Annotated in this window: 18 protein-coding genes; 8 read left to right on the forward strand and 10 right to left on the reverse strand. The window is 70.4% G+C overall.

Annotated features, from left to right (window positions below; translation table 11 throughout):
- Positions 1–493 precede the first annotated feature (493 nt).
- Both QOZ89_RS19800 and QOZ89_RS19805 read left to right on the forward strand, forming a co-directional pair.
- Positions 494–880: a hypothetical protein gene (locus QOZ89_RS19800; protein WP_198543484.1), complete on the forward strand. Its 387-nt coding sequence runs from the start codon at positions 494–496 to the stop codon at positions 878–880.
- Positions 881–965: 85 nt separating this feature from the next.
- Complete coding sequence (locus QOZ89_RS19805) at positions 966–1,397, forward strand: DUF3817 domain-containing protein (RefSeq protein ID WP_083419530.1); 432 nt, start codon at positions 966–968, stop codon at positions 1,395–1,397.
- Between the two features lie 81 nt (positions 1,398–1,478).
- Here QOZ89_RS19805 and QOZ89_RS19810 read toward each other — a convergent pair whose 3' ends face one another.
- On the reverse strand, positions 1,479–2,519 hold the full coding sequence (locus QOZ89_RS19810; RefSeq protein ID WP_083419531.1) for a hypothetical protein: 1,041 nt from the start codon (positions 2,517–2,519) through the stop codon (positions 1,479–1,481).
- 415 nt (positions 2,520–2,934) lie between these two features.
- On the opposite strand from QOZ89_RS19810, the gene QOZ89_RS19815 reads away from it, so the two are divergent.
- A complete protein-coding gene (locus QOZ89_RS19815) occupies positions 2,935–5,091 on the forward strand; it encodes an MHYT domain-containing protein (protein WP_312624437.1) in 2,157 nt (718 codons plus the stop codon).
- A 111-nt stretch (positions 5,092–5,202) separates the two neighbouring features.
- On the opposite strand, the gene QOZ89_RS48295 is transcribed toward QOZ89_RS19815, so the two are convergent.
- Positions 5,203–6,036, reverse strand: coding sequence for an FDXHR family putative zinc-binding protein (locus QOZ89_RS48295; protein WP_491723662.1), 834 nt, complete (start codon positions 6,034–6,036; stop codon positions 5,203–5,205).
- Between the two features lie 600 nt (positions 6,037–6,636).
- On the opposite strand from QOZ89_RS48295, the gene QOZ89_RS19820 reads away from it, so the two are divergent.
- Together QOZ89_RS19820 and QOZ89_RS19825 are read left to right on the forward strand one after the other, a co-directional pair.
- The gene (locus tag QOZ89_RS19820) at positions 6,637–7,680 is read left to right on the forward strand and encodes an ABC transporter ATP-binding protein (RefSeq protein WP_083419532.1); all 1,044 of its coding nucleotides are present in this window, start codon (positions 6,637–6,639) and stop codon (positions 7,678–7,680) included.
- Positions 7,677–8,447 carry an ABC-2 transporter permease gene (locus tag QOZ89_RS19825; protein WP_312624438.1) on the forward strand — a complete coding sequence of 257 codons (771 nt, stop codon included), beginning with the start codon at positions 7,677–7,679 and terminating at the stop codon, positions 8,445–8,447. The genes QOZ89_RS19820 and QOZ89_RS19825 overlap by 4 nt, the downstream gene beginning before the upstream one ends.
- Positions 8,448–8,598: 151 nt before the next feature.
- Here QOZ89_RS19825 and QOZ89_RS19830 read toward each other — a convergent pair whose 3' ends face one another.
- Positions 8,599–9,045, reverse strand: a complete 447-nt coding sequence (locus QOZ89_RS19830) for a hypothetical protein (RefSeq protein WP_071052201.1) — start codon at positions 9,043–9,045, stop codon at positions 8,599–8,601.
- A gap of 688 nt (positions 9,046–9,733) precedes the next feature.
- The gene (locus QOZ89_RS19835) at positions 9,734–10,903 is read right to left on the reverse strand and encodes a glycoside hydrolase family 53 protein (RefSeq protein ID WP_083419533.1); all 1,170 of its coding nucleotides are present in this window, start codon (positions 10,901–10,903) and stop codon (positions 9,734–9,736) included.
- A 1,106-nt stretch (positions 10,904–12,009) separates the two neighbouring features.
- Here QOZ89_RS19835 and QOZ89_RS19840 point away from each other — a divergent pair.
- The 3 genes from QOZ89_RS19840 (at position 12,010) to galE (ending at position 16,464) form a co-directional block, all read left to right on the forward strand.
- Entirely contained in the window at positions 12,010–12,960 is a 951-nt protein-coding gene (locus QOZ89_RS19840) for a UDP-glucuronic acid decarboxylase family protein (RefSeq protein ID WP_312624462.1), read from the forward strand.
- Between the two features lie 730 nt (positions 12,961–13,690).
- Entirely contained in the window at positions 13,691–15,379 is a 1,689-nt protein-coding gene (locus QOZ89_RS19845; protein WP_312624439.1) for a glycosyltransferase family 2 protein, read from the forward strand.
- Positions 15,376–16,464 carry a UDP-glucose 4-epimerase GalE gene (galE, locus tag QOZ89_RS19850; RefSeq protein WP_312624440.1) on the forward strand — a complete coding sequence of 363 codons (1,089 nt, stop codon included), beginning with the start codon at positions 15,376–15,378 and terminating at the stop codon, positions 16,462–16,464. Before QOZ89_RS19845 ends, galE begins: the two co-directional genes overlap by 4 nt.
- Positions 16,465–16,620: 156 nt before the next feature.
- Here the strand turns inward: galE and QOZ89_RS19855 are convergent, their stop codons facing one another.
- From QOZ89_RS19855 to QOZ89_RS19880, 6 genes are all read right to left on the reverse strand, one after another.
- Positions 16,621–16,752, reverse strand: a complete 132-nt coding sequence (locus QOZ89_RS19855; RefSeq protein ID WP_312624441.1) for a hypothetical protein — start codon at positions 16,750–16,752, stop codon at positions 16,621–16,623.
- A gap of 109 nt (positions 16,753–16,861) precedes the next feature.
- The gene (locus QOZ89_RS19860) at positions 16,862–17,734 is read right to left on the reverse strand and encodes an SAM-dependent methyltransferase (RefSeq protein WP_397428808.1); all 873 of its coding nucleotides are present in this window, start codon (positions 17,732–17,734) and stop codon (positions 16,862–16,864) included.
- A gap of 258 nt (positions 17,735–17,992) precedes the next feature.
- Complete coding sequence (locus QOZ89_RS19865) at positions 17,993–19,348, reverse strand: amidase family protein (protein ID WP_312624442.1); 1,356 nt, start codon at positions 19,346–19,348, stop codon at positions 17,993–17,995.
- Between the two features lie 16 nt (positions 19,349–19,364).
- Positions 19,365–20,054 carry an ATP-binding cassette domain-containing protein gene (locus QOZ89_RS19870; RefSeq protein ID WP_071052206.1) on the reverse strand — a complete coding sequence of 230 codons (690 nt, stop codon included), beginning with the start codon at positions 20,052–20,054 and terminating at the stop codon, positions 19,365–19,367.
- Positions 20,051–21,811, reverse strand: coding sequence for a branched-chain amino acid ABC transporter ATP-binding protein/permease (locus QOZ89_RS19875; RefSeq protein WP_312624443.1), 1,761 nt, complete (start codon positions 21,809–21,811; stop codon positions 20,051–20,053). Before QOZ89_RS19875 ends, QOZ89_RS19870 begins: the two co-directional genes overlap by 4 nt.
- Positions 21,812–21,911: 100 nt before the next feature.
- On the reverse strand, positions 21,912–22,766 hold the full coding sequence (locus QOZ89_RS19880; protein WP_071052208.1) for a branched-chain amino acid ABC transporter permease: 855 nt from the start codon (positions 22,764–22,766) through the stop codon (positions 21,912–21,914).
- Positions 22,767–22,779 lie beyond the last annotated feature (13 nt).

Genomic DNA, 22,779 nt, shown 5'->3' on the forward strand with positions numbered 1-22,779 from the left:
GGCAGTGACCAGCGAATATAGTGAGCCACCCTGGGTGGGGCGACACGGAGCCGCGAGCCTCTGCGTGCCGCCCCCTCCCCGGGGGCACCTCTGCCGCCCGGGCGGGATTGGGGGGCCGGGCGGCAGAGGTGGGGGACGGAACGCCCGTCCTGCCAAACGGGCGTTCCGATCGCCGCTGAACGACGATTGCTGGCTTAGGTGGCCCGCCCGCCCGGCTGGGGGGGGTAAGCGGGGGAACAGACGGGCCAGAACACCGGGCCGGACCTCCTGGCGCGAACTCCGAATCGGCATTCACAGCTAGGTCGCCCGAGGCGGCCGCAAGGTTGCCGTCATCTTCAAGATTTTTTGGACCTGGCATCCGCACCACCCCGCGGAGCCGATCTGAGGGTCCGGATCACGCAAGCGACCTTCCCGCCAGCGCCGTCGCCTCGACGTGACGGACTGCCGGTCACCCCTGGGAAGGCATGGGGGTAGCGTCGGACGTGTGCGCAGGGTGCTGTTCTCACCGGGGTGGCTGCTACGCCACGCGCTGGCGCTGAGCCTGGTCGTCTTCTTCGTGTACATGGGTCGCTGGCAGTGGACGAAGGGCGAGTCCAGCCACGGCACCCTGCAGAACCTCTTCTACGGCATCGAGTGGTGGATCTTCACCGCGTTCGTGCTGTACCTGTGGGGCAAGATGATCATCGAGGAGATCCGGCCGACCGCGCCCAAGCTGGCGGACGGTGACAGCGAGGCGGCGGCTGAGGTCGCCGAGCAGCCAACGAGCGTCGTTCTCGCTTCCTTGGCGGCTTCACCCCCCGACGATGAAGATCCCGATGACGCGGAGCTTGCGGAATACAACCGCTACCTCGCCGCCCTCCGTGAGCGAGACCGGGTCTGAAGGCGCCACGCGCCACGCGCCACGCCTTCCAGCCCCGCCCGTTGCCCGTCCCGACGGCCACGACGACGACGCCTGGAGACCACCGATGACCCCACCCAGCCAGGACCAGGCCACCGTCGCCGCCGCGGCCCCCTCTCCCGGCCCGGCCTCCGCGGCGGCGGCCAGGCCCATGGCCACGCCCGCCGCCATCGCGAAGGCACTTACGCGCTACCGGACGCTCGCCTACATCGTCGGTGTGGTGCTCGTCACGCTGGTGCTCGTCGCGGTGCCTCTGAAGTACGCCGCGGACACGCCGCAGCTCGTCCAGACGATCGGCCCCATCCACGGTGTGCTGTACATCGTCTACCTGCTGGTGACCTTCGACCTGGCCACGAAGACGCGCCTGCCGTTCCGGCGCGCCGTCCTGGTGATGCTCGCCGGCACGATCCCGTTCGTCTCGTTCATCGCCGAGCGCTCGGTGACCCGTGAGGTGCGTGCCCGTCTGGCGGCGAGCACGGGCGCCGACGCTCAGGGCTGATCTCGGTCCGCGCCCACGCCCCGGCCTCCGTCCGTTGGCCGCGCGGGCAGTCGTGATCCGGAGAGTGGCCCGGTCACCGGATCAGTCGCGCCGGGCGATGCCGGGCTCAGGCTCGGGCTCGGATGGCCGCGGGACGAGCCGCAGGCCGGCGCCTCCCGGCCCACGCCGGGCGGCGGCGACCGATATCGAGAAGAGATCACCTGGGGCGAGCTGACGCGCCCGTCCCGACCTGCGTGGCCGCGCGGAGCCTCCGAGCTCCCGGCCGGCGGCGCTGGGCACGCCGCCGCCCCCTGGCCACGGCCGGGCGAGGGCGCCGCCGCCCGACGGGCCGGGAATGAGGCCGAAGAGTGGGGCACGGAAGGCGGCGAGAAGCTGCGCCGGCTCGGTACCGAACGCGATGTGCCGGCCGTCCGACCAGGTCAGCAGGTCCGCGGCGAGCCGGCCGGTACGGGCGACCAGAAGACGGCGGACCGCCGAGTCCCAGACGATGACCAGTTTGTCCGGGGCGAGCCCCCGCAGGCAGCTCTCGCCGACGGAACGGTAGGCGGCGGCTACCCGACAGGCGACCGCGCAGCCGGCGTGCCCACCGTCATCCAGCTCATCACGGTCCGGCTCATCACGGTCCGGCTCACCACCGCCCGGCCCGGCGTCCCCCGGCCTATCGCGGCCCGCACGTTTGCCGGCACCGCCGCCGGCACCGCCGCCGCCGGCACCGTTCGCATGATCGTGCCCGATTAGACCGGGCCAGGGCCGCACCCCCCGAACGGCGGCGAGAGCGCCTCGCCGAGCGGGCTCTGTGGGCCGCCTGCCGTGTTCCGCGCCGCCGCGGTCGAGGACGCCGCCCACCGGCCAGCCCGCCGGGCTCCCCGCCCCAGCGACGAGGCGCACGCGGGCGGGCCGGGCGGCCGTGACCACGACGACCGTGAGCCCGAGGTCGTCGACGGCGATCGGTGGGATGGGGTCACCCGCCGGGCCGGCGGCGGTGACGACGCCGAACGGGCCATCCAGATGCACGCCACGCGCGGCCGGCAGGCCCAGCGATGACGAGGCGAGCATCGAGGTGAGGGTGGAGCGGCGGACATCGTCTCCGTCCAGCCGTAGCAGACCGCAGCACAGGGTCACGCCCGCGCCTCCTCTCACCCGTCGTCCCATGCCACCGTCGTGCCCCTGTCGCCGTCTATGCGGCCGTTGCCGGGGGCACCGCTGGACGACGGAGGGCTCGGCTCCCGCCGCGCCGACGGTCATGCTCAGCGACGGAAAGTAGCAGGTAGACGGGTCTTCGACCGGGCCGTTGACCGAATTGGGGTAAGCAGCCCTACTCGCCCGAGCCGAGCCCCTCTCGACAGGGGCCCGGCCCAATCGGGCCAGGAATCACCCGATCGAGGAACGTCACGCGGCTCAGGCGGAGCGTCTGTCACCCAGGTCCAGCGCCCGGCGCGGGGCGAATCAGTGCCTTTCGGTGGTCTTCCAGACCCCGACTCGCCAAAGTCACGATAGGACACACAGTGACAACGACGTCACACGGCAAGGAACAGACATGATCACTGCCGCCACCGTCTCACTATCGCGCCTGGCGTCACCCACCCCGGGGACGGCGGTGGCATCTCAGCTCTCCTCATCCTGCGGGCCGAGCATCGCGGCGTCCTGCCTCCTCGCGATCTTCGCGGCACTCGCGGCGCTTGCCTGCGCGGCCCGAATCAGGACCACCCCTAGAACCGGTCTCGCCCGCGGCGTCCGCGGCGTCCGCGGCGCCGGCTGGACCGGCGCCGCCGCCGTCGCCATGGGCATGGCCGTCTGGTCGACGCAGCTGGCCGGCGGTGTGTCCTGCGAGTACAGCGGCGCCGCGCTGTTCGACCTGCGGATGACGCTCCTGAGCGCGTTGGTCGTCCCCGTGGCGACGGGCATCGGACTCGGCATCGCCGCCGCCGACCCGAGGAGCGCCCGGCGGCTGCTCCTCGGCGGGGTGTTCAGCGGCGCCGGCTGGTCGGCGGCCACCTTCATGAACATCGCCGCGGTGCGGTCGGCCCAGGTAGTCGTCAAATACGACATCCTGCTCGCCGTGCTGTCCGTCGTGATGAACGTGGGCACCGCGACCGTCCTGTGCTGGGTGGCATTCCGGCCCGGCGGCCGCTGGCACCAGGCTCTGGTGGCGGCATTCCTGCTGGGCGCCGCCACTCGCGGCGGGTACTACACGGCGCTCGCGGCGGTCCGCGTGAACTCCGACCGGGCCCACACGTGGTCGCCGGGGGTGGATCCGTTCGCCCTTGGGCTGATCACCGCCGCGGGGTCGACCATCGTGCTGATGTTCATCGCCGTCGCGGCGGTCGGCGGCCTGATCCATCCCCGGGTTCGCGGCGGCGACGTCATCGCGTGGCCGTCGGCCACGGCGGTGGCCAGGAGGGCGCGGACGATGCGCCCAGGCGCTGCGGCCAGGAGGGCGGCCACCATGACGCATACCCGGCCCCGCGCGGGCAGCCAGCGCGCTGGGTCCCCTGGCCGCGGAGGCCGTCCGGGCGGCTCCGACATTCCCGGCGGCTCCGGCGGTCCTGGCGTGCCGACCGCCGCCGGACTGGAGGCCCCGACGGGAACGGCCCCGCCGGTCGAGGCGCCAGCGCCGGTCCCAATGCTCCCCGGCTCGACGGGGAGGACAACCGCCGTCGGCGGGACCCTGCCCAGCCTGCCCTACGAGGACCTGACCTACGAGGAGCTCAGGTACGTCGGCCTCTCATACGACGGCCTGGCCGACGACGTCGAGCTTCTCGAGCCAGCCGGCGACGAACCGGGCGACGCCGGTCCCGCGGCCGGCCCGGCCGCCATCGAGGACGTGCTCGCGGCGGCCCCGCCCGACGCGGTTCCCGTCCAGGTGGCGGGGCCCCCCGCCGGGGCGTTCGAGGTCGCCCGGGCGGGGGAGGTCTCGTTCGCCGGCTCGGGGCTCGCGTCGGCGATACCCAGGGCCGTCTGGGTGGGCGCCGCCGGACCGGACGGACCGCCGCCCCAGGAAGCACCGACCGCGAGCGGAGCGTCGGCGACCGGCAGGTTCACCGCGCCGGGCTCGGGGGAAATGGTCGCGATCCTGGTGCCCTCCACCAGCCTTGTGCCCTCCGCCAGCCTGGAGCCGCCCGCCAGCCTGGAGCCGCCCGCCAGCCTGGAGCCGCCCGCCAGCCCGGAGCCGCCTCCGAGCATCTCGCCGCCCGCCGGGCTCGCGTCCCAGGCCCACGTACCCGCGCACGATCGGCGCGCCGCCAAGTTGCCGCCGGCGAGTGCGGCCACCGTGGCGGGAACTGGCGACGGCCGGGGGCCGGGGTCACTCACTCCCAGTTCCCTGCTCTGGTCGGGCGCGCTCCCAGCGGACGCGGCGCCGGTCATGGCTGAGCCGGCCGCCGGTGGGGACGCTGACACCCCGTCAGCCTTGTCAGCTCTGCTGGCACCGTCAGCCCCGCCGGCCCGGCCCAGCGGCGGAAGCCCGGCCGAGGGCGACGGCGCTGACGCGCCCGTGCGGGCGGATGGGGCGGGCGAGCCTGGAGGTGTCGAGACTCAGCCACGCTCGGCCGGGCCTGCGATGTACTTTCCACCGCCCTCTTGGTGGTTCCGGGCGACCGCGCGGGGATGCGCGACCGCCGCCCGGCGCCGGGGCGACGACCCCAGCGCGCCCACCAAGCCCCTCCGGCTGGTACCAAACCGTCCCCCGCGCTGAGACAGGTGCGGGAGCCGCCCGGAGGACGCACGCAGCGGGTCTGACGAGGAAAGTGGCCGAACCAGGCTTGGCCTCTGGAGGTGTCTCCTCGTCGCGGGACGTACCGCGGGCTCAGGACGCCTTGCGGACGCGGCTACGGGCTGGCGGTGCGATGGGGATGTAAGTCGGGCATCCCGGCAGGTGCTCATCGAAACCGACGACATCCGGCCAGTGGCCATGACAGCCACGGCAGTGGGTCGCGTCCTCCTCCGTCCACCGCTGGTCGCAGCCGCCGCAGCTGGCCGTCACCGGGATGTGCTTGTTCCGACCGGGCTGTCCGAGGGTGCGCAGCGGGACGGGCAGCGTCTGCTGAACACCGTTCGCGCGGCCGGAGTTCCTGCCGGATCGGCGAAGGCCGGGGTCCCTGCCGGCAGACCTGCCGGATTGGCGAAGCCGATCTGGGAGGTCTGCCGGCAGGTCTGCCGGCAGGTCCGGCGTGGACTGGCCGGTGGTCACCGAAGCCGTCCTGGTCGACGGCTCGCGGTCAGCCTGGGCTGGCTGCTGGGCAGGCAGGCGCGCGAACGGTGGCGAGGAAGCCAGGGAGACGGACGAAGGGGACCGGCGGGCAGGCACCGGGCCATCCTGTCGCACGCCGCCCGGACGGTCACGCCCTCCCCCACCGATCCGCCCGGACTGGCGCTGTCCCGCGGGCCAGGCGTTGGCGCGGGCCCCGGATGACGGCTCGAGGACATCCCCCGGACGTTCATGCCGGTGGCCAGAGGGCCCGCGCCCGGCGTGCGCGCGGGCTCGAGGCGGATGACCGGACGCAAAGCGTTGCTGGATGGCACCTTCCCCCACCGATCTGTCTGGCCGAATGGTTCCATGCGTTTGATGCCAAGGTGACGAGGCCCCAGGGCGCGAGCCGGACGTCGGCCCCATCTTGGCGACGACGTCCGACAATGTCATGGCTGGTGCCGTGTCAGGCACTGGTGCCGTGATGACGCCAATGCCGCGGCAGACGTACGGCACCTCCGGCCTACTCCGGGGGACGGCTGGGTCGCGGATCGTAGGGTTAGCCGCATGGTGGGCCGCTTGTCCGACCGGTTGACTGTGGCCACCGTAATCGATCGAACCTGACTGGGCTCCCGGGACGGCGCCGCCGCGATCTGGCGCCGCGCGATGGGCGATCCGGTCGAAGGCCTGTCGGTCGGCTGTCGATGGCGCGGCGCGTGCTTGGCCGGACGCGGCGGCGTCCACCGTCGTCGTCCGGGTCAGCGGAAGGTGATCCCGTCTCAGAGGTGGGCCGTCGCGAGTCGTTCAACGGTCCGGCGTGCCCGACCCGGCTCCTGGAGGCGTCTCGCCGAGCCGACCAGCGCGGAGGTCAGCCGACTCCGCGGACGGACGGGCCTGCTGCCACTGACACGCCGACCGCTTCGGGCCCGCCACCGGCAACCGCTGTCCGCTAGCCGACTACCCCCGCCGGTTCACCCCATTCTCGGCACACAAGAAAAGTGATATCACTTTGATAGACATTGACCGCAAGGTCACACCAACGGAGGGAGAGTGATGATCGAGGCGAACGGGCTCACCAAGCGTTACGGTCGCACGCTTGCCGTCAACGACCTGACGTTCACGGTGCAGGCCGGCCGGGTCACCGGCTTCCTGGGGCCGAACGGGGCCGGCAAGTCGACCACCATGCGGATGATCCTCGGGCTGGACCGCCCGACAGCCGGAGGCGTCCGCATCGACGGGAAGCGTTACACCGACCTGAAGGAGCCGCTTCGCCACGTCGGCGCCCTGCTCGACGCGAAGTGGGTCCACCCGAACCGTTCGGCCCGTGCGCACCTTCGTTGGCTCGCGGTCTCCAACAAACTGCCAGAGAAGCGCGTCGACGAGGTCTTGGCGCTGGTCGGGCTGACCGACGTCGCGGGCCGGCGGGCCGGCGGCTACTCGCTCGGCATGTCGCAGCGGCTCGGCATCGCCGGCGCGCTGCTCGGCGACCCCGGCGTTCTGCTGTTCGACGAGCCGGTCAACGGACTCGACCCGGAGGGAATCCTCTGGATCAGGCAGTTCATGCACCGGCTCGCCGACGAGGGCCGCACCGTGTTCGTCTCCAGCCACCTGCTTTCCGAGATGGCGCTGACCGCCCAGGACCTCGTCGTGATCGGACGAGGCCGGCTGATCGCTCAGACCAGCACCAGTGCGTTCATCGACGCCGCATCCGGTTCAAGCGTCAGGGTGCGCGGCCCCGAGCTCGACCGCCTGCGCGAGGTGATCACCTCCGGCGGGCTGAAGGCTGACGACGCTCCGGCGACGACCGAAGGCCCGGCCGCGCTCGTCGTGCACGACGCGACCACCGACGACGTCGGCGAGCTTGCCGGCCGCGCCGGGCTGGTGCTGCACGAACTCGCCGCCCAGCGCGGCTCGCTGGAGCAGGCGTTCATCCAGATGACCGGCGGCGACGTCGAGTACCGCACGGGCGATCCCGCGCTCGCCCCCGTGGCGGGCGTGGCGGGTGCGCCCGTCGGGGTGCCCGGCCAGCCGGGCGAGGCCCTGGCCTCCCAGCGGACAGGGGCGCCGGTGGCGGCGAGGAAGGCGGACGCGCGATGACCACGCTCACGTTGCTCAAAGTCGAACGGATCAAACTGTTCTCGACCAGGTCGCCATGGTGGTGCATGGGCACGGCGGTCTTCATCACCGTCGGGTTCGCCTCGCTTCTCGCCGGGACGATCCGTCCCAGGGATCTCCAGGACCTGACGCCGGCGACGACCCAGTTCTCGTACAACTTCGGATTCCTGATCATGATGGTGATGGCGATCCTCGCGATCACCACGGAATACCGGTTCGGGACGATCAGAGCGACGTTCCTCGCGGTGCCCAACCGTGTCGACGCGTTGCTGGCCAAGACCGCCGTCGTCGCCCTGCTGGCGGGCCTCGTCGGCGAGGCGGCCGGCGTGGGTGCCTGGGCGCTGTCCAGGGCGATCCGGCCCGAGGCACCGCTGGCGCTCGACAACGCACAGGACTACCGGGTCGTGATCGGCGTAGGTCTGGTGTACATGATCGCGACGGTCGTCGCGATCTCCATCGGACTGCTCATCCGGCACTCCGCCGGCGCGATCACGGCCCTGCTGATCTGGGTGATGGTCGTGGAGAACCTGCTCCCGGCCATCCCGCGGGTTGGCGAAACCATCCAGAAGTGGCTGCCGTTCACGGTCGGCAACAACTTCCTGTACGCCGGCCAGCAGGTCGGCGAGAACAACAACGCCACTCCAAGCGACATGCCGTTCGGCGCCTGGGGATCACTGCTCTACTTCGCGGTGGTCGCCGCCGTCCTGCTCGCCCTCGCGGTGGGCCTCGCGAAGCGCCGGGACGCCTGAGACGGCTCGAGGTCGGGGCCGAGATAGGGGTCGAGGCGCGCGGAGCGCCTCGGCCCCGAACACAGACCTACCAGATCGCCGACTACCCGTCGGCCGCTACCCCAGCGAGATCCACGGGAAGGCCTCACTCCGACAGATCCACGGGGAAGGTCTACGCGCCGAGGCCCCAGGGGTCGCGGCCGGCGTCTTCGCGTTCGGCCGCCTTCATCCGTGCCTCGTGCACGTGCCGGCGGCCGCCGGTGAAACGAATCCGGATCCGCTCGTCGGCATCCACGAAAGGCCGGTAGTAGAGCTCGTCGTACTCCTCGACGATCTGGAACGTCCAGCGCCCGGCGAGCACGTTGCGGCCGTGCAGTTCCCGGCGAAGCTGGGCCGCGGCACGAGGGTGGCCAGCGGCGGTCAGGGCGTCGATCGCATCACCCAGCGTCTTGTCGGCATGGCCGGACAGCTGGTGGAACTCATACAGCGCCCCTCGGGCCCGCTCGACCCACTCCAGCGCCTCGCTCAGCTTGCCGACCGCCTCGCTGGTCGCCTCGTCCACCCTCGGCGCGATCCGGTCCTCCCCCGCCCGTCTCACCGCATCCGGTCCTGCCCCCATCGCAGACGACGTGGTACTAGTCACGCCTCTGGCGTTCCCCACCGCCACCACCCCAACACCCTGAACAGGCAGCCCGCGGCGATCCGACGCTCGAGGGCGAAGGGCCAGGGGTCAAAACGACGGAGCGCCGGCCCCGGGCGATCCGGGAACCGGCGCAGACATGCAGGTCAGGAGCGGAGGGCGTGTGATTCGAACCCACGATGAGGTTGCCCCCATAGCGGTTTTCAAGACGGAAAACCGCAGGTCAGCGGCTATGTCGCGGTTTGCCGGGGTGGGTCGCCGGGTGCCGAGAAATCCTTGCCTACCAGCATGATCGCGTTCGGCGTGGGCCGTCGGGTGCCGACCCGTCCCGCGTCGTACCGGGGCTTCCACGCCCACCTGACGCCCACAATAATCTTGACGTGGGCTCACTGATCGGTGCCGCACGACTGCGCCGCCGCCGGCCGGCCCGGTTCGCCAGGAAGGTCAGCGAGACAGGCGTAGGAGCTGCCGGCAATGCGCGAGACCCGGCAGAGTTGTCGTGATCGCTGGGAAACCTGCGCCGCCGCGACGGCCACCAGAGCGTCGCGCGGCTCTTCGACGTCGAGGACGCGCCCGGACCGCGACGATGTCGGGCCAGATCCCTCCAGGGTCCTCGTCCACGCCGGTGTGGACACGAAGACAAACGACTCCCCCTGCGTCACAGGTGTCAGTTGGTCGGAGGCGCAAATGCAACCTTTATCGAGGGCAGCGCCTCGCCGTCGTAGTCGAACATGGTCAGATTCGTGTACGGGGCCGCGTCCTGACCAGGATGCGCACCGACGCCCGGCAGCCATCCTGGCTCGAAGGCGAAGAAGCCCACGCCGCGGCCTTCAGGCACCTGGGCGATCAGATCGCGCAACGCGGCGAAGTACGCGGCCTGTCCGGTAGGGGAGGGGGGGAACCTGTCGGCGTCGGGCAGCTGATTCCTATGTTTGAGAGCGAGGTTGGCCCGGTCGCCGCGCAATGTCCACGGGTAGGCGGTCTCGGTGACCATGATCTCCTTGCGGTATTTCGACGAAAGGTCGATCATCGTGTCCCGCAGCTGCGACATCGAGCCGGCCCAAAATGGGTAGTACGACAGCGCGATGACATCGAACGGGATTCCGGCCGCGGAGATCTGGTCGAAGAACTCATGGGCTGCGTCGGGCTCGCCGATGCGCGCGGTGTGTATCGCGGTCGACAGCCGGTGCCCGGTCGGGTTGCCTGCCTGGGCGCCGGCCACCCCGGAGCGCAGCAGGGTGAGGAAGCCCAGCCAGCCGCCCCCCGGCGCGGTCGCGTCGAGTTTTCCCAATGGCCACAGAAAGCCTGAGGAGAGCTCGTTGCCAATTTGGATCATGTCGGCCGGCGTGCCCTGCCGAGCGAAATCCGTGACGACCTTCCTCGTGTAGTCGAACACCCGGTCGGAAAGCTCTTTGAGATCGAGGTCGCGCCAGACGGGCGGGGTCTGCTGGAGCGTTGGATCGGCCCAGGTATCCGAGTAGTGGAGATCTAGGAAGATCTTCATTCCGGCGGCGGTCGCGCGCCGGGCGAGAGTAAGTGCTGTTTCCTCGTCGAAATATCCTGGTGGCGGGTCGATCCAGAGGTGAAGCCGCACATAGTTCGCGCCCGCGCCGACGAGGATGCGTTCGATCGGCTGCTCTTTTCCGTCGGCTGACAGGACGTTCCCCGCCGCCTCGTCCAGCAGCGTGGTGGAGATGTCCGCGCCGCGGATGGCCGGAGCGGCGCTTGAACTGGGAACGGTTACCTTATCGGAACCGTACAGTCCGCATCCGGTCATGCAGATAGCCAGGACGATAACAGTAGTGCGTAACAGTCGACGTCGCATCGACAGGCCCATGGCGCCGAGTCTACGGAGTGCGTTGGCTGCGGCTGGCTACCGCGGGGCGACGGCGGGCGGCGCCTGCCGGGGAACCCGGCGGCCGGCGGCGTCGGATGCGCGCAACGGGCCTCGGCCCACGGCGCCGTCATGGCCTGCGAGGCAGCCTCGGAGGGTGGCCGGACAGGCCACGCAGGGCACGCACGGCACCACTCAAGGGTAGTGATTGCCCAATCGGGCCGGGTGCCTACGTCACGGAGGGAGCCGCTCAAACCATTTGGTGCATACCTGCACCGACCGCGGCCTGTGGCACCGGCGCGTCTGCCGACAGTGTTCGAGCAGGTCACGGACCCGCGGAAGCGCCGGGTAGACGGCATCGGCTGCCGGTCCTGCTCGCGCTGGCGACCTGCGCGGCGCTGGCGGGTGCTCCGGTCGTTCGCGGCGGTCGGCGAGTGGGCCTCGGACGCCCGCGAGGCCGTCGGTTCGGCGCTGGGGATCGCCCAGGTTCCGGACGAGTCGACGTTCCGCCAGGTATTCGCCCTGCTCGCCGACCTCGCCCGCGGCCACCGGGCCATCAAGAGCCAGTTGCCCTGGGTCCGCGACGTCACCTTTGACGAGGACCGCCACCCGGCCCGCACCGGCGACGGCCCCAGGTCATGGCCAGCCTCCGCGACCTCGCCATCAGCACGTCAGCATCCTGCGCCTGACCGGCGGGACCAACATCGCCCAGGCGCTACGCCACTACGCGCGCCGTCCCGAAAGACCACTCGCGACGATCGCGAGACTGGATGCCAATCAGCAACTTTACCGGCTCCCTGCCTGCCACCCGCCCTGCCCCGAAGGCCCTGCGCCACCCCACGCCCGCCCCATTGTGGAACACGCGAGCCCGCCGTCGTCCGACTGCTGACGGGATCAGAGGCCCCATCGGGCGGCCAAGCGGCCAGGAGACCGCCTGGCTCTTGACCTGCGGGTCCGGCATCCGGGAGCATCGATGAGATCAACGGGGCACAGGTCGACATGCCAGGCGAATGATCGGCCTTCGGGCTCCATCGTCCGCCGGCCGCGGGTCGCGATTCTTTTCACATATTCCACCCGACGCTGGCGGGTGGAGTCTTTCGGGGGGTTGGATGACGCGTATCGCGGTGACCGGTGGCGGAGGCTTTCTTGGAAGTCATCTTTGCGACCGGCTGCTAAATGACGGTGCGGAGGTGTTCTGCATCGACAACTTCGCCACGGGTCGGGCGGAGAACGTCAGGCATCTCTTCGGCCATCCGGCCTTCCATTTGATCCACCACGACGTGACCCGTTTCACCCACGTCAAGGGCCCGCTTACCGCGGTGCTGCATTTCGCCTCCCCCGCCTCGCCCGTCGACTACAGTAGGCTGCCGATCGAGACGCTCAAGGTTGGCTCGACCGGAACCATGAACGGGCTCGGGCTCGCTCGCGCGAAAGGCGCGCGCTTCGTGCTCGCATCCACCTCCGAGACCTACGGCGACCCGAAGGTCCACCCACAGCCGGAAACCTACTGGGGCAACGTGAACCCCGTCGGTCCTCGCAGCATGTACGACGAGGCGAAGCGGTTCGCGGAGGCTGTGACGATGGCCTATCGTCATCATCACGACGTGAACACAGGCATCGCTCGGATCTTCAACACCTATGGTCCTCGGATGCGCCCGGACGATGGTCGCGCCATTCCGACGTTCATCTCGCAGGCACTGCGCGGCGAGCCGATCACAGTCTCGGGCGACGGTTCCCAGACCCGTTCGGTCTGCTATGTCGACGACCTCGTCGAGGGCGTCATGCGCCTGCTCTGGTCGGACCTGCCTGGCCCGGTGAACATCGGGAACCCGACGGAGCTGTCCATCCTCGACACGGCGGAGCTCGTTCGGACCGTCTGTCGGTCAGACTCACCGATTACATTCGTCGCCCGTCCGGTCGACGACCCGACAGCGCGCCAGCCCGACATCTCCCTGGCAAAGGAGAGGCTCGGCTGGGAGCCGAAGGTGGATATCCACGACGGCCTAATGAGGACCGTCAGCTGGTTCGCGGCACAGGTCGCGCCGCGATGGGCCGCCTGAACACGGTGAGGGCGACAGTGCTCCTTTCTCCTGTTCCAGCGCGCCTTGGCGCCGCGCATCGGTGCGATGTCGCGCTTCCACGCCCAGCGGCGTCGCCTCCTGCTCGGCCGACGAAAGTCGCCGGTGGGACGAGCCGGTGACCATGACCAGCAATTCCGCCGATTCATCTGATGACACGACGATGGCCAGCCAGCGTCAGACCAGGCCCGACTCGTTCGGACGCCTGTCGTCGACGGCGACAACAAGCCTGGGGCCAGCTGCGGGCCAGGCAGCCGGACCTGTGAGCGGTACCACCAGGCAAGACGGGGCCGCCAGCACGCCCGTCCCGCCGGAGGCACGCCTCCCGCGGGCACCGGCACCCGGGAACCCGGCGCTGCCGTTCCAGCCGGCTGACCTCGGCTCGGCCGAGACAACCCTTCGCCTTGGGCCACGGCGGCACGGCGCCGGGCCGAGCGCCCCAGGGCCTGAGCCGCGGGGCCGGCTCTGGCGGGACCTCGCCACCGATCACGAACGGGCGGAGGGTGAACCCCGCACAGCAGAGCCGCCGCTCCCGCTGAACGGCCTGCCGAGTGTCCCCGTGCCGGAGCCACCGCCAGGCGCGAAGCGTTCGATGCTCCCGGCCGGGCTCGCCGACCCGTCTCGGCGGAACAGCGAGCTCCGAGTCCCCTACGCCGGCCGAAGAAAGATCAAGACCTTTGTTCCGATCTCCCACGGGCGCGACAGCTTCCTAATGCTGTTCCTCGCGGGGTGCTGGTTCGTGGCGGTGGCGGGTTTCTGGCTCTGGTGGTTCAACCCGCTACACGTCCTCACCCTCCCGGGATTCATACTGAACACCGCGGTTCTGTCCTATCTCAGCTACCTGCCCGCGTACTTCGTGCTGACGGTGCTCCGGCTTCGGCGGGTGAATCCCGGGCTGCCCATTCGCGATTTCCGGGTCGCCTTCGTCGTCACGAAGGCCCCTTCCGAGCCGTGGGAGATGGTACGCAAGACTCTGGGCGGCATGCTCGCCCAGGACTATCCGCATGCTTACGACGTATGGATCTGCGACGAGGACCCGACCGATGAGACATACTCCTGGTGCGAACGCCATGGCGTCGGGATCTCCACCCGCCGAGGATTTGATGACTATCATCGCGGTGAATGGCCGCGCCGCACGAAGTGCAAGGAAGGGAATCTTTCCTTCTTCTACGACCACTGGGGCTACGACTACTATGACGTCGTCTCGCAGCTCGACGCCGACCATGCCCCGGCGCGGGACTATCTCCGGCACATGGTTCGGCCGTTCGCCGACCCGACGATCGGGTACGTGGCGGCACCCAGCATCTGCGACACCAACGCGCGCGAGTCCTGGGCAGCCCGCGGCCGGCTGTACCGGGAGTCTCACCTGCACGGTCCGGTGCAGGCCGGGGCCAGCAGCTGGCTCGCGCCGGCGTGCATCGGCTCGCACTACGCGGTGCGTACCGCTGCGATCCGCGACATCGGTGGAATCGGGCCGGAACTCGCCGAGGATTTCTCCACCACGTTCCTGCTGTGCTCGGCGGGCTGGGGCGGCGCGTTCGCCCTCGACGCTGAGGCGCATGGTGACGGCCCAACAACCTTCACCGCCGCCATGACCCAGGAGTTTCAATGGTCACGCAGCCTCATGGTCCTCTTCATGGACATCTTCCCGTCCAACGTGCCTAAGCTTCCGTTGGTGCTGCGGATCCGGTTCCTCATCGCGCTGAGCTACTATCCGCTACTCGCGCTGGCGACGGCAGGTGCCACGCTGCTGCCTCCGGTGGCGGCTATCACCGGCGCGACCTGGGTGGACATCGACTACCTTCGCTATCTCCTCCTGTGGTGCTCCGCGCCCGGGGTCGTCGTTATCATAAACCTCCACCTGCGCCGCCGCGGGCTGCTCCGCCCCGCCGACGCGAAGCTGCTCGCCTGGGAGACGTGGCTATTCCTGATGGCCCGATGGCCCTACGTCGGGTGGGGATGCATCGCCGCCGTGATACAGAAGATCCGCCCGAGGCAGGTAACTTTCAAGATCACTCCCAAGGGTGACCACGGCGTCGAGATGCTACCGACCTACCTGGTCATGCCCTACGCCGTCATCGCCGCGTTCACGTTCTCGGCGGGGCTGTACGGCGCACGTGCCGGGCACCCACTCGGGTATGTCGGGCTGAGCCTTCTCTCGGGGCTCAACTATCTGCTCGTCCTACTGTGCGTCTGCCTCATGCATGCTGTGGAGACCAGGCGGGTCACGAGTGCCTCGGCGCGTAACCTTGTCGCGACGGTGGCCAGGCCGCTGCTCATTATCGTGCCGTTGACAGTGCTGGGTGTATTCGCCATGGTCACGATGTTGACATTGATCCAGGGGGCCCGCATAAATATCGTCGATAACATCGTCGACCTGCTGAAAATGGTGCAAGTATGATGAGCGCTGTGCTCTCCGGCGGTCCAACGACGGTGCTTGTCACAGGAGCCTCCGGCTTCATAGGCTCGCACACCTGTGTCGACCTGCTGACCGCGGGCTACGACGTCATCGGTGTCGACAACTTCGCGAACAGCTCGCCCGGCGTCGTCGCACGGATCCGTGAGCTCGCCGGACATCGCCTACGGTTCGTCGAGCTCGACCTGCGCGACCGGCCCACTCTGTCCAGAGTCCTCGACGGGGAAGAAGTCGACGCTGTGATTCACTTCGCGGCGAAGAAGGCGGTCGGCGAGTCGGTGAACATACCGCTCGACTACTATGACACGAACGTCAACGCGACTCTCGGGCTCGTAGGCGCGATGCTTGACCACGGCATGAACCGCCTGGTTTTCTCCTCCTCCTGCTCCATTTACGGCGAGGCGGACGTCGTGCCCATCCGGGAGGACAGCCCCGCGCGGCCGACCAACCCGTACACCCGGACCAAGTTGATGTGCGAACAGATCCTCGCCGACCTGTGCGACCGCTACCAGGACTGGCATGTCACGTCGCTGCGCTACTTCAACCCCGCTGGCGCACACCCGTCCGGCCTGCTGGGCGAGGATCCTCGCGGCATTCCCAACAACGTGTTGCCTTACATTGCCCAGGTGGCTGTCGGGCGGCGGACCGAGCTATCGATCTTCGGTGGCGACTACCCGACGCCGGATGGCACCGGCATCCGCGACTACATCCACGTCATGGACATCGCGGAGGGCCACCGGCTGGCCCTTGAGCATCTCGGTGACGCTTCGGGGCACCGGGTGATCAACCTGGGGACCGGCCGTGGTACCTCCGTCAAGGATCTCCTGGCGGCCTTCTCCGCCGCGTGTGGCCGAGAGCTGCCTAGCCGCCTGGTGGCCCGCCGCGCCGGGGACGTAGCGGAACTGGTTGCCGACCCAGCCTTGGCCCTCAAGCTGCTCGGCTGGTCGGCACGCCGCAACGTCGCCGACATGTGTCGCGATGCCTGGAAGTTTCAGCACCTGAATCCGAATGGTTGCGACGAGGACGGCGGCGAGGGCGTCCGGCCTCGGTGTCGAACGGACAGCGGGTGACCGCGGAGCGGGTCAAGGTCGCGGCCAACGCGATGCCTGTACCCACTGTCACAGGGTCTGAGTACGTCGTACTGGTGGCCCCGCATGCCGCCCACACGGCCCCGGCACCCAGCGGCTGATGGCGTCCCTGGCGCCGTCAGTCCGCGCCAGGGACGCCTACGCCGCCCACAACCGGACGCCGTCGTCACGGCCGGGCGGGCCCTTGACCTTGGCCCGGTCGATCGCGAGCCGGCCCGTCGGGGTCTGGCGGATCCACCGGCCCAGCGAAAAGAGGATCTCCGTACTCAACGTGCAAGCAGCACAAGATCCGCGACGGTCCCGGCTCAGTCGTGCGAGCGGTGACCGGGCCCGGCCGCCGCACTCGCCGTGCTCTGTGTGCTCTGTGTGGCGCGCTATTTCATTTCTTGCGGCCGACGCCGCCGTAGACGCTGACCTCGGCGTCGGTCAAACCCGCCGGGACGGCGGCGTCGGGCCGCCACCGGTGCGCGACCTGTATCCCAGGCTCGACCAGGTCGAGGCCCTCGAAGAGCCGGGCGATCTCGCCGTGGCTGCGGGCCTGCGCGGGGATTCCCCGGCCACGGTAGGTCTCGATCAACCGGGTCCACGTCTCAGGCGCGTAGTCACCGGTGACATGGCTGATCACCACGTGGCTACCAGACGGCAACGCGTCGAGCAGCCGCTGGACGACGCCGTACGGGTCGTCGGCGTCCGGGAAGAAGTGCAGGATCGCGACGAGCGACACCGCGACCGGCTGGGTCAGGTCGATGGTCTCGCGCAGCTCGGCCGACGTGAGGATCTCCTCGACGTCACGCAGGTCCGCGTCGAGATAGGCGGTACGGCCAGCCGAAGTGCCGGTCAGCAGCGCGCGAGCGTGCATGAGCACGATCGGGTCGTTATCCGCATACACGACCCGGGCGTCCGGGGCGATCTGCTGGGCGACCTCGTGCAGGTTGGGGCTGGTGGGAATGCCGGTGCCGATGTCGAGGAACTGGCGGATGCCCACCTCGCCCGCAAGGTAGCGGATCGCCCGGTGCATGAACGCCCGGTTCTGCCCAGCGGTCGTCCGCCCGTGCGGGAACTCGGCCAGAGCCTGCTGCGCGGCCTCCCGGTCGGCGGGGAAGTTGTCCTTGCCGCCGAGGTAGTAGTCGTACATCCGGGCCGAGTGTGGCCGGTCGGGTTGCAGGTCCACCCGGACGGCGGCGTCCTCGGTCGAACTCGTCCAGTCCCAGCCTGGGACGTCGCTGGTCTGTGAGTCGTCCGTCTCCGTCACGACGCCCCCTCCTCGTGGCCGACGACCGGCACAAATCACCCTATCCGTCGAAGACGCACCGTCGTCAAGACGGTGCACTGCGCATCGACCACAGCGACAACGCCCGCTGAGCAATGGCCGACCGCCGGATTCGGGCACCACTGTCGGAGCGCGGGGGCGCGGCACCGACGCCTTGACGGACGTTGAGCGGCGTCGATGACCCATGCGGCTCCGCACGGCCCCGAAACAGCGATCTTCGTGGTGCTCGCGCCGAAACGGTCACCGCATCGCGGCCTCGATGGCACGGGCGACGGCCAGCAGTGTGCCGTCGGCGCCGGACGCTGCCTCCAGCGACAGGCCCACCGGCAGGCCGGCCGGTGTGTACCCGTTGGGCAGGCTCAACGACGGTACGCCGGCGACCGACCCCGGACCGGTGTTCTGGATCGAGGTGAGGAAGACGTTGACCTCTTGTCCATTGTGGGTGGTCGTCTCGGTGTCGTTGAGCGGCGGCGCGACCAGCGGCACAGTCGGGTACACCAGCGCGGCCACCCGATGGCGGGTGAACGCCTCGGCGTACGCGGCCTGTAGCCGTTCTCGGGTCGCCAGGCATTCGTGGTAGTGCGCTTCGGGTATCGGCCGATCCAGGATGCCGTCGACGAGCTGCTTGACGTCCGGCGAGCTGATCTGCGCGGCAATGTCGGGCAGGCCGAGGTCACAGAACGGTGCCGGCAGCGCCTTCACGTACGCCGGGAGCGCCCGGGCCATCTCGAACAGCGCGATCGGCAACCCACACAGCGCGTCCAGCTCGTGGGCGCCCGCAACCCGCAGCTCCACCAGCTCAACGCCCGCGTCGCTGAGTACCGCCAGCGCCGCCTCGGTGCGGGCGGATACGTCGGGGTGCAGACCGGCGTAGAAGCCGTCGCGGGGCACGCCCAGCCGCAGCCCGGCCAGGCTGACGGCAGCCGCGCGGGCCCGTCCGGTGACGGCCGAGTCGACCAAGGCCGCGTCGGCCACGGTGTGGGCCAGCACCCCGATCGTGTCGCGAGTGGGCGACACCGGCACCGTGCCCTCGTTCCCCCAGCTCCCGGCGCTCGGCCGGAACCCAACGATGCCGCAGTACGACGCCGGGATGCGCACCGAGCCGCCGGTGTCGGTGCCGAGCGCGAAGGGCACCAAACCGGCGGCGACCGCTGCCGCACTGCCACCGCTGGATCCGCCGGCCGTCCGGTCGGTGGCATGGGGGTTGCGTACCGCTCCGTACGCCATGTTGTGGCTGGTTGTACCCAGGGCCAGCTCGTGCATGTTGGTCTTGCCGACCACGACGGCGCCGGCGCAGCGCAACCGCTCCACCACCGGCGCATTCGCGGCGGCCACCGAACCGCGCAGCGCGGGCGTCGCCGCCGTCGTCGGCAGGTCCACTGTGTCGATGTTGTCCTTGACCGCGTACGGCACGCCGGCAAGCGGCCGGCCGTCGGCGGCGGGTCCGGACACGTCCGCCGCGACCGCCGTGAACGCCGATAGCTCCGAATGCCTCTCGATGCCGGCGAGCAGTTCGCCGGCGACCTCACGAGCCGACGTGGCGCAGCCGCGCAGCCGCTCGGCGACCGCGACGATGGTCAGGGGTGTGGGTGGCATGGGTCCCTCCGAAGGATTACGGTGCAAGGCGGTCGGCGACATGGTCGGCGGTGTCGGCGGTCACCGGGCCGCCGTCGACGATCTCCCCCCGCTCCATCAGGTACCAGCGGTCGGCGACCGACAGCGCCGCCTCCAGGTGCTGCTCGACGACGAGCACCGCGCGGCCCGCTGCGGCCGCCGCGCGGGCCCCGGCCGTGAATCGGTCGACGTTGGCCGGCTGGAGCCCCTCGGTGGGCTCGTCGAAGAGGCACACGGCGCCGGGCGCCATGAGGACGCGGGCGATCGCGAGCATCTTCTGCTCACCGCCGGAGAGCGTGCCGGCCAGCTGCTGCCCGCGGTCGGCGAGGAAACCGAACAGAGCCGCGGCGGCGGCCGGCTGCGCACCGGCGAGGCGCAGGTTGTCCCGGACGCTGATGTCGGCGAACACCGGCCGGTCCTGCCGGACGACGCGTAGGCCGTGCCGGTGCCGCCGTGACGGTGGCCAGTGCGTCACGTCAGCGCCGTCGAGAGCGACGGTTCCGCCCGCGGCGGCCAGGGTGCCGGCAATCGTGTTGACCAGGGTCGTCTTCCCGGCGCCGTTGCGCCCGAGCAGCGCTACCACCTCGCTGGGCGCTACCTGGAGGTCGACACCGAACAGCACCGGCGCCTGGGCGTACGCCGCACGCAGCCCGCGCACGGCGAGCCCGCCCGCTGCCCGGGCACTCACGACGCGCGCCCGACGTAAACGGCGCGTACTCGCGGATCGGCATCGACCTCGGCGGGGGTGCCGGTGACCAGAACGGCACCGCCGGCCATCACCGTGACGCGGTCGGCGACGCCACGGATGAACGCGGTGTCGTGCTCCACCACGAGGATGGCGATGCGCTGCCGGTGGGCGAGCTCGGTGAGCAGCTCTCCGACGGCGGCGGTCTCCGCGCGGGTCATGCCCGCCGTCGGCTCGTCGAGCAGGAGCACGGCGGGTCCCGGGGCCAGCGCCATGGCCAGCTCCACGAGCTGTCGTTGCCCGTGGGAGAGGTCTCCGGCCACCGTGTCGCGCTGGCCGATGAGGTCGGCCGTGGCGAGCACAGTCCACGCGGCCGGCGACACCGTGGCCGACCACGGTTGGCGCAGCAGCGCGAGCCACCGGTGCGTGGGGCCCCACCGGGCCAGCGCGAGGTTCTCGCCGACCGTGAGCGAGGTGGCCAGGCTCGGGGTCTGGAACTTGCGGGCGGCGCCGGCCCGGGCCAGCTCCCAGGCGGGCGCGCCGGTGAGGTCGCGCTTGCCGACGCGCCACCTGCCGCCGTTCGCCGGTGTCACGCCCGACAGCACATTGAGCAATGTGGACTTGCCGGCCCCGTTCGGCCCGATCAGGCAGTGCACCTCGCCCGGTCGCAGGGTGAGGCTGACTCCGTCGACGGCGGTGAACGCGCCGAACCGGCACACCACGCCGGCGGCGTCGAGCGCAACGGCGCCGTCGCCGGCGGGGTTCGCGCCCGGCAGGCCGGCCTCGCGCTCGTCCGCCCGACCGAGCCGGACCTGCCGCGGCGGCCGCCGGGTGGGTAGCCATCGCCGTACCCACAGGGCCAGCCCTTCGGGCAGGAACAGCACCGCGCCGACGACCACCAGCCCGGTCCCCAGCAACCAGTAGTCGAGAGCCCGGTCGGCCAGCTCGCTCGCGCCGATGTTGTAGCCGATGGTCGCCACGGCCGGCCCTACGATCGTGCCCTTGGAGCCGAGCAGGGCCCAGACCACGAAGCTGGTAGCCATCGCGACACCGACCAGGCCCGGGGAGACGAAGCCGACCTGCAGCACGAAGATGGCACCGAGGAACCCGGCGAGTGCGCCGGTGCAGGCGAAGACACCGGTCTTGAGGTTCACCACGTGGTAGCCCAGGCTGGCCGTACGCCGCTGGTGGTCGCGCGTGGCGGCCAGCGCCGCACCGAGCGGCAGCGAGGCCAGGTGCGACAGCGCGACGATCGCGGCCACCGCGACGAAGACGGTGAAGGCCCGCTGTCCGGCCGGGCTGAGCGCGGCGGCGCCCAGGTGTAGGCGCGGCACGTCGGTGAGGCCGTTGAAGCCGCCGGTCACCGACGTCCAGCCGTTGGCCACCTGTTCGGCGCCGAGCGCGAAGACGAAGGTGGCGAGCGCGAACGTCATCGGGGGCAGACCACGGCGGAACGGCAGCCAGGCCACGAGGAAGGCCAGCAGTCCACCGACGGCGGCGCCCGCGACCAGGCCAGCCAGCGAGCCGGCAGCGCCGACGTGCAGACCGAACCAGGCACCGGCGTACGCGCCGGCGCCGAACGTCACGCTATGGCCGAGGTTGAGGATGCCCGAGGTGCCCCAGGCCAGGGCCAGCGCGGCGGTGGCCGCCCCCAGAACGAGGAACTGGGCAAGCTGGCCACCGTAGTAGTCGCCCGACAGCAACGCCAGGATTGGCAGCCCGACGAGGGCGGCGCTCCGGCGGATGGCTCTGGCCGTCATGCTGTGCCCTCCTTTGGCATGCCCTTCTGGCCCTCGCCCGCGAGGCCGTTATCCGGTCCGGCTGGGTGCCGCTCGGTGCAGTCGGTCATGGTGCAGTCGGTCATGCCGTTGCCTCCCCGAACGCGGCTCGCCGGCGGGCCTGCAGCACGACGAAGGCGAGCGCCAATGCCGACAGCCGGCCCAGCATGGGATCGGTGAAGAAGGTCATGATGTTCTGCACCGTCGCGATCGCCAGGCAGGCGACGACGACCGCGCCGAGCCGTGAGCCGGCGACGATCACGCCGAGGAACGCGCCGAACAGGTAGTCGACGCCCATGTCCGGCTGCACGTTGACCAGCGGCGCGACGAGCGCTCCGGCGAGGCCGGCGAGCGCCGCGCTGCCGGCGAAGACTGCGAGGTTGAGCCGCTGGGACCGCACCCCGAGCGTCTCGGCCAGGTCGGCGTCGGCTGCGACGGCGCGCACGCGCAGCCCCAGCGGAGTCAGGCGCAACGCCGCCAGGACCAGCGCGAGCACACCCACCGCGATCGCGATGAGCAGTAACCGGTACGCCGGGAACGACACCCCGAGCAGCTCGACCGCTCCCGGCATCGGGTTGGCGACATTCCGGTACTGCTTTCCGAAGGCCAGCTCGACGAGCTGACGTACCACAATGGACAGCCCGAACGTGCCGAGGATCGACAGCTCCGGCGAGCGGTAAAGCCGCCGTATCAGAGCGACCTCGGTCAGCGATCCGACCGCCAGGCCCACCGCGGTAGCCGCGGCGAGCCCGGCGAGCCAGGGCAGCTCGTGGTCGGCCGTCACCATCGCGGCGTACGCGCCGAGCATGATGAACTCGCCATGCGCCAGGTTGACGATGCGCATCAACCCGAACGAGACAGCCAGACCGACGGTGATGAGTGCCAGCAGCGCCGCTGACCCGAGCACCCCCAGCGACTGGACGACTAGATTGTCCACAGTTGAGTCCCGA

Source organism: Pseudofrankia coriaricola (assembly GCF_032027725.1).
In the GTDB taxonomy this organism is placed as follows: domain Bacteria; phylum Actinomycetota; class Actinomycetes; order Frankiales; family Frankiaceae; genus Pseudofrankia.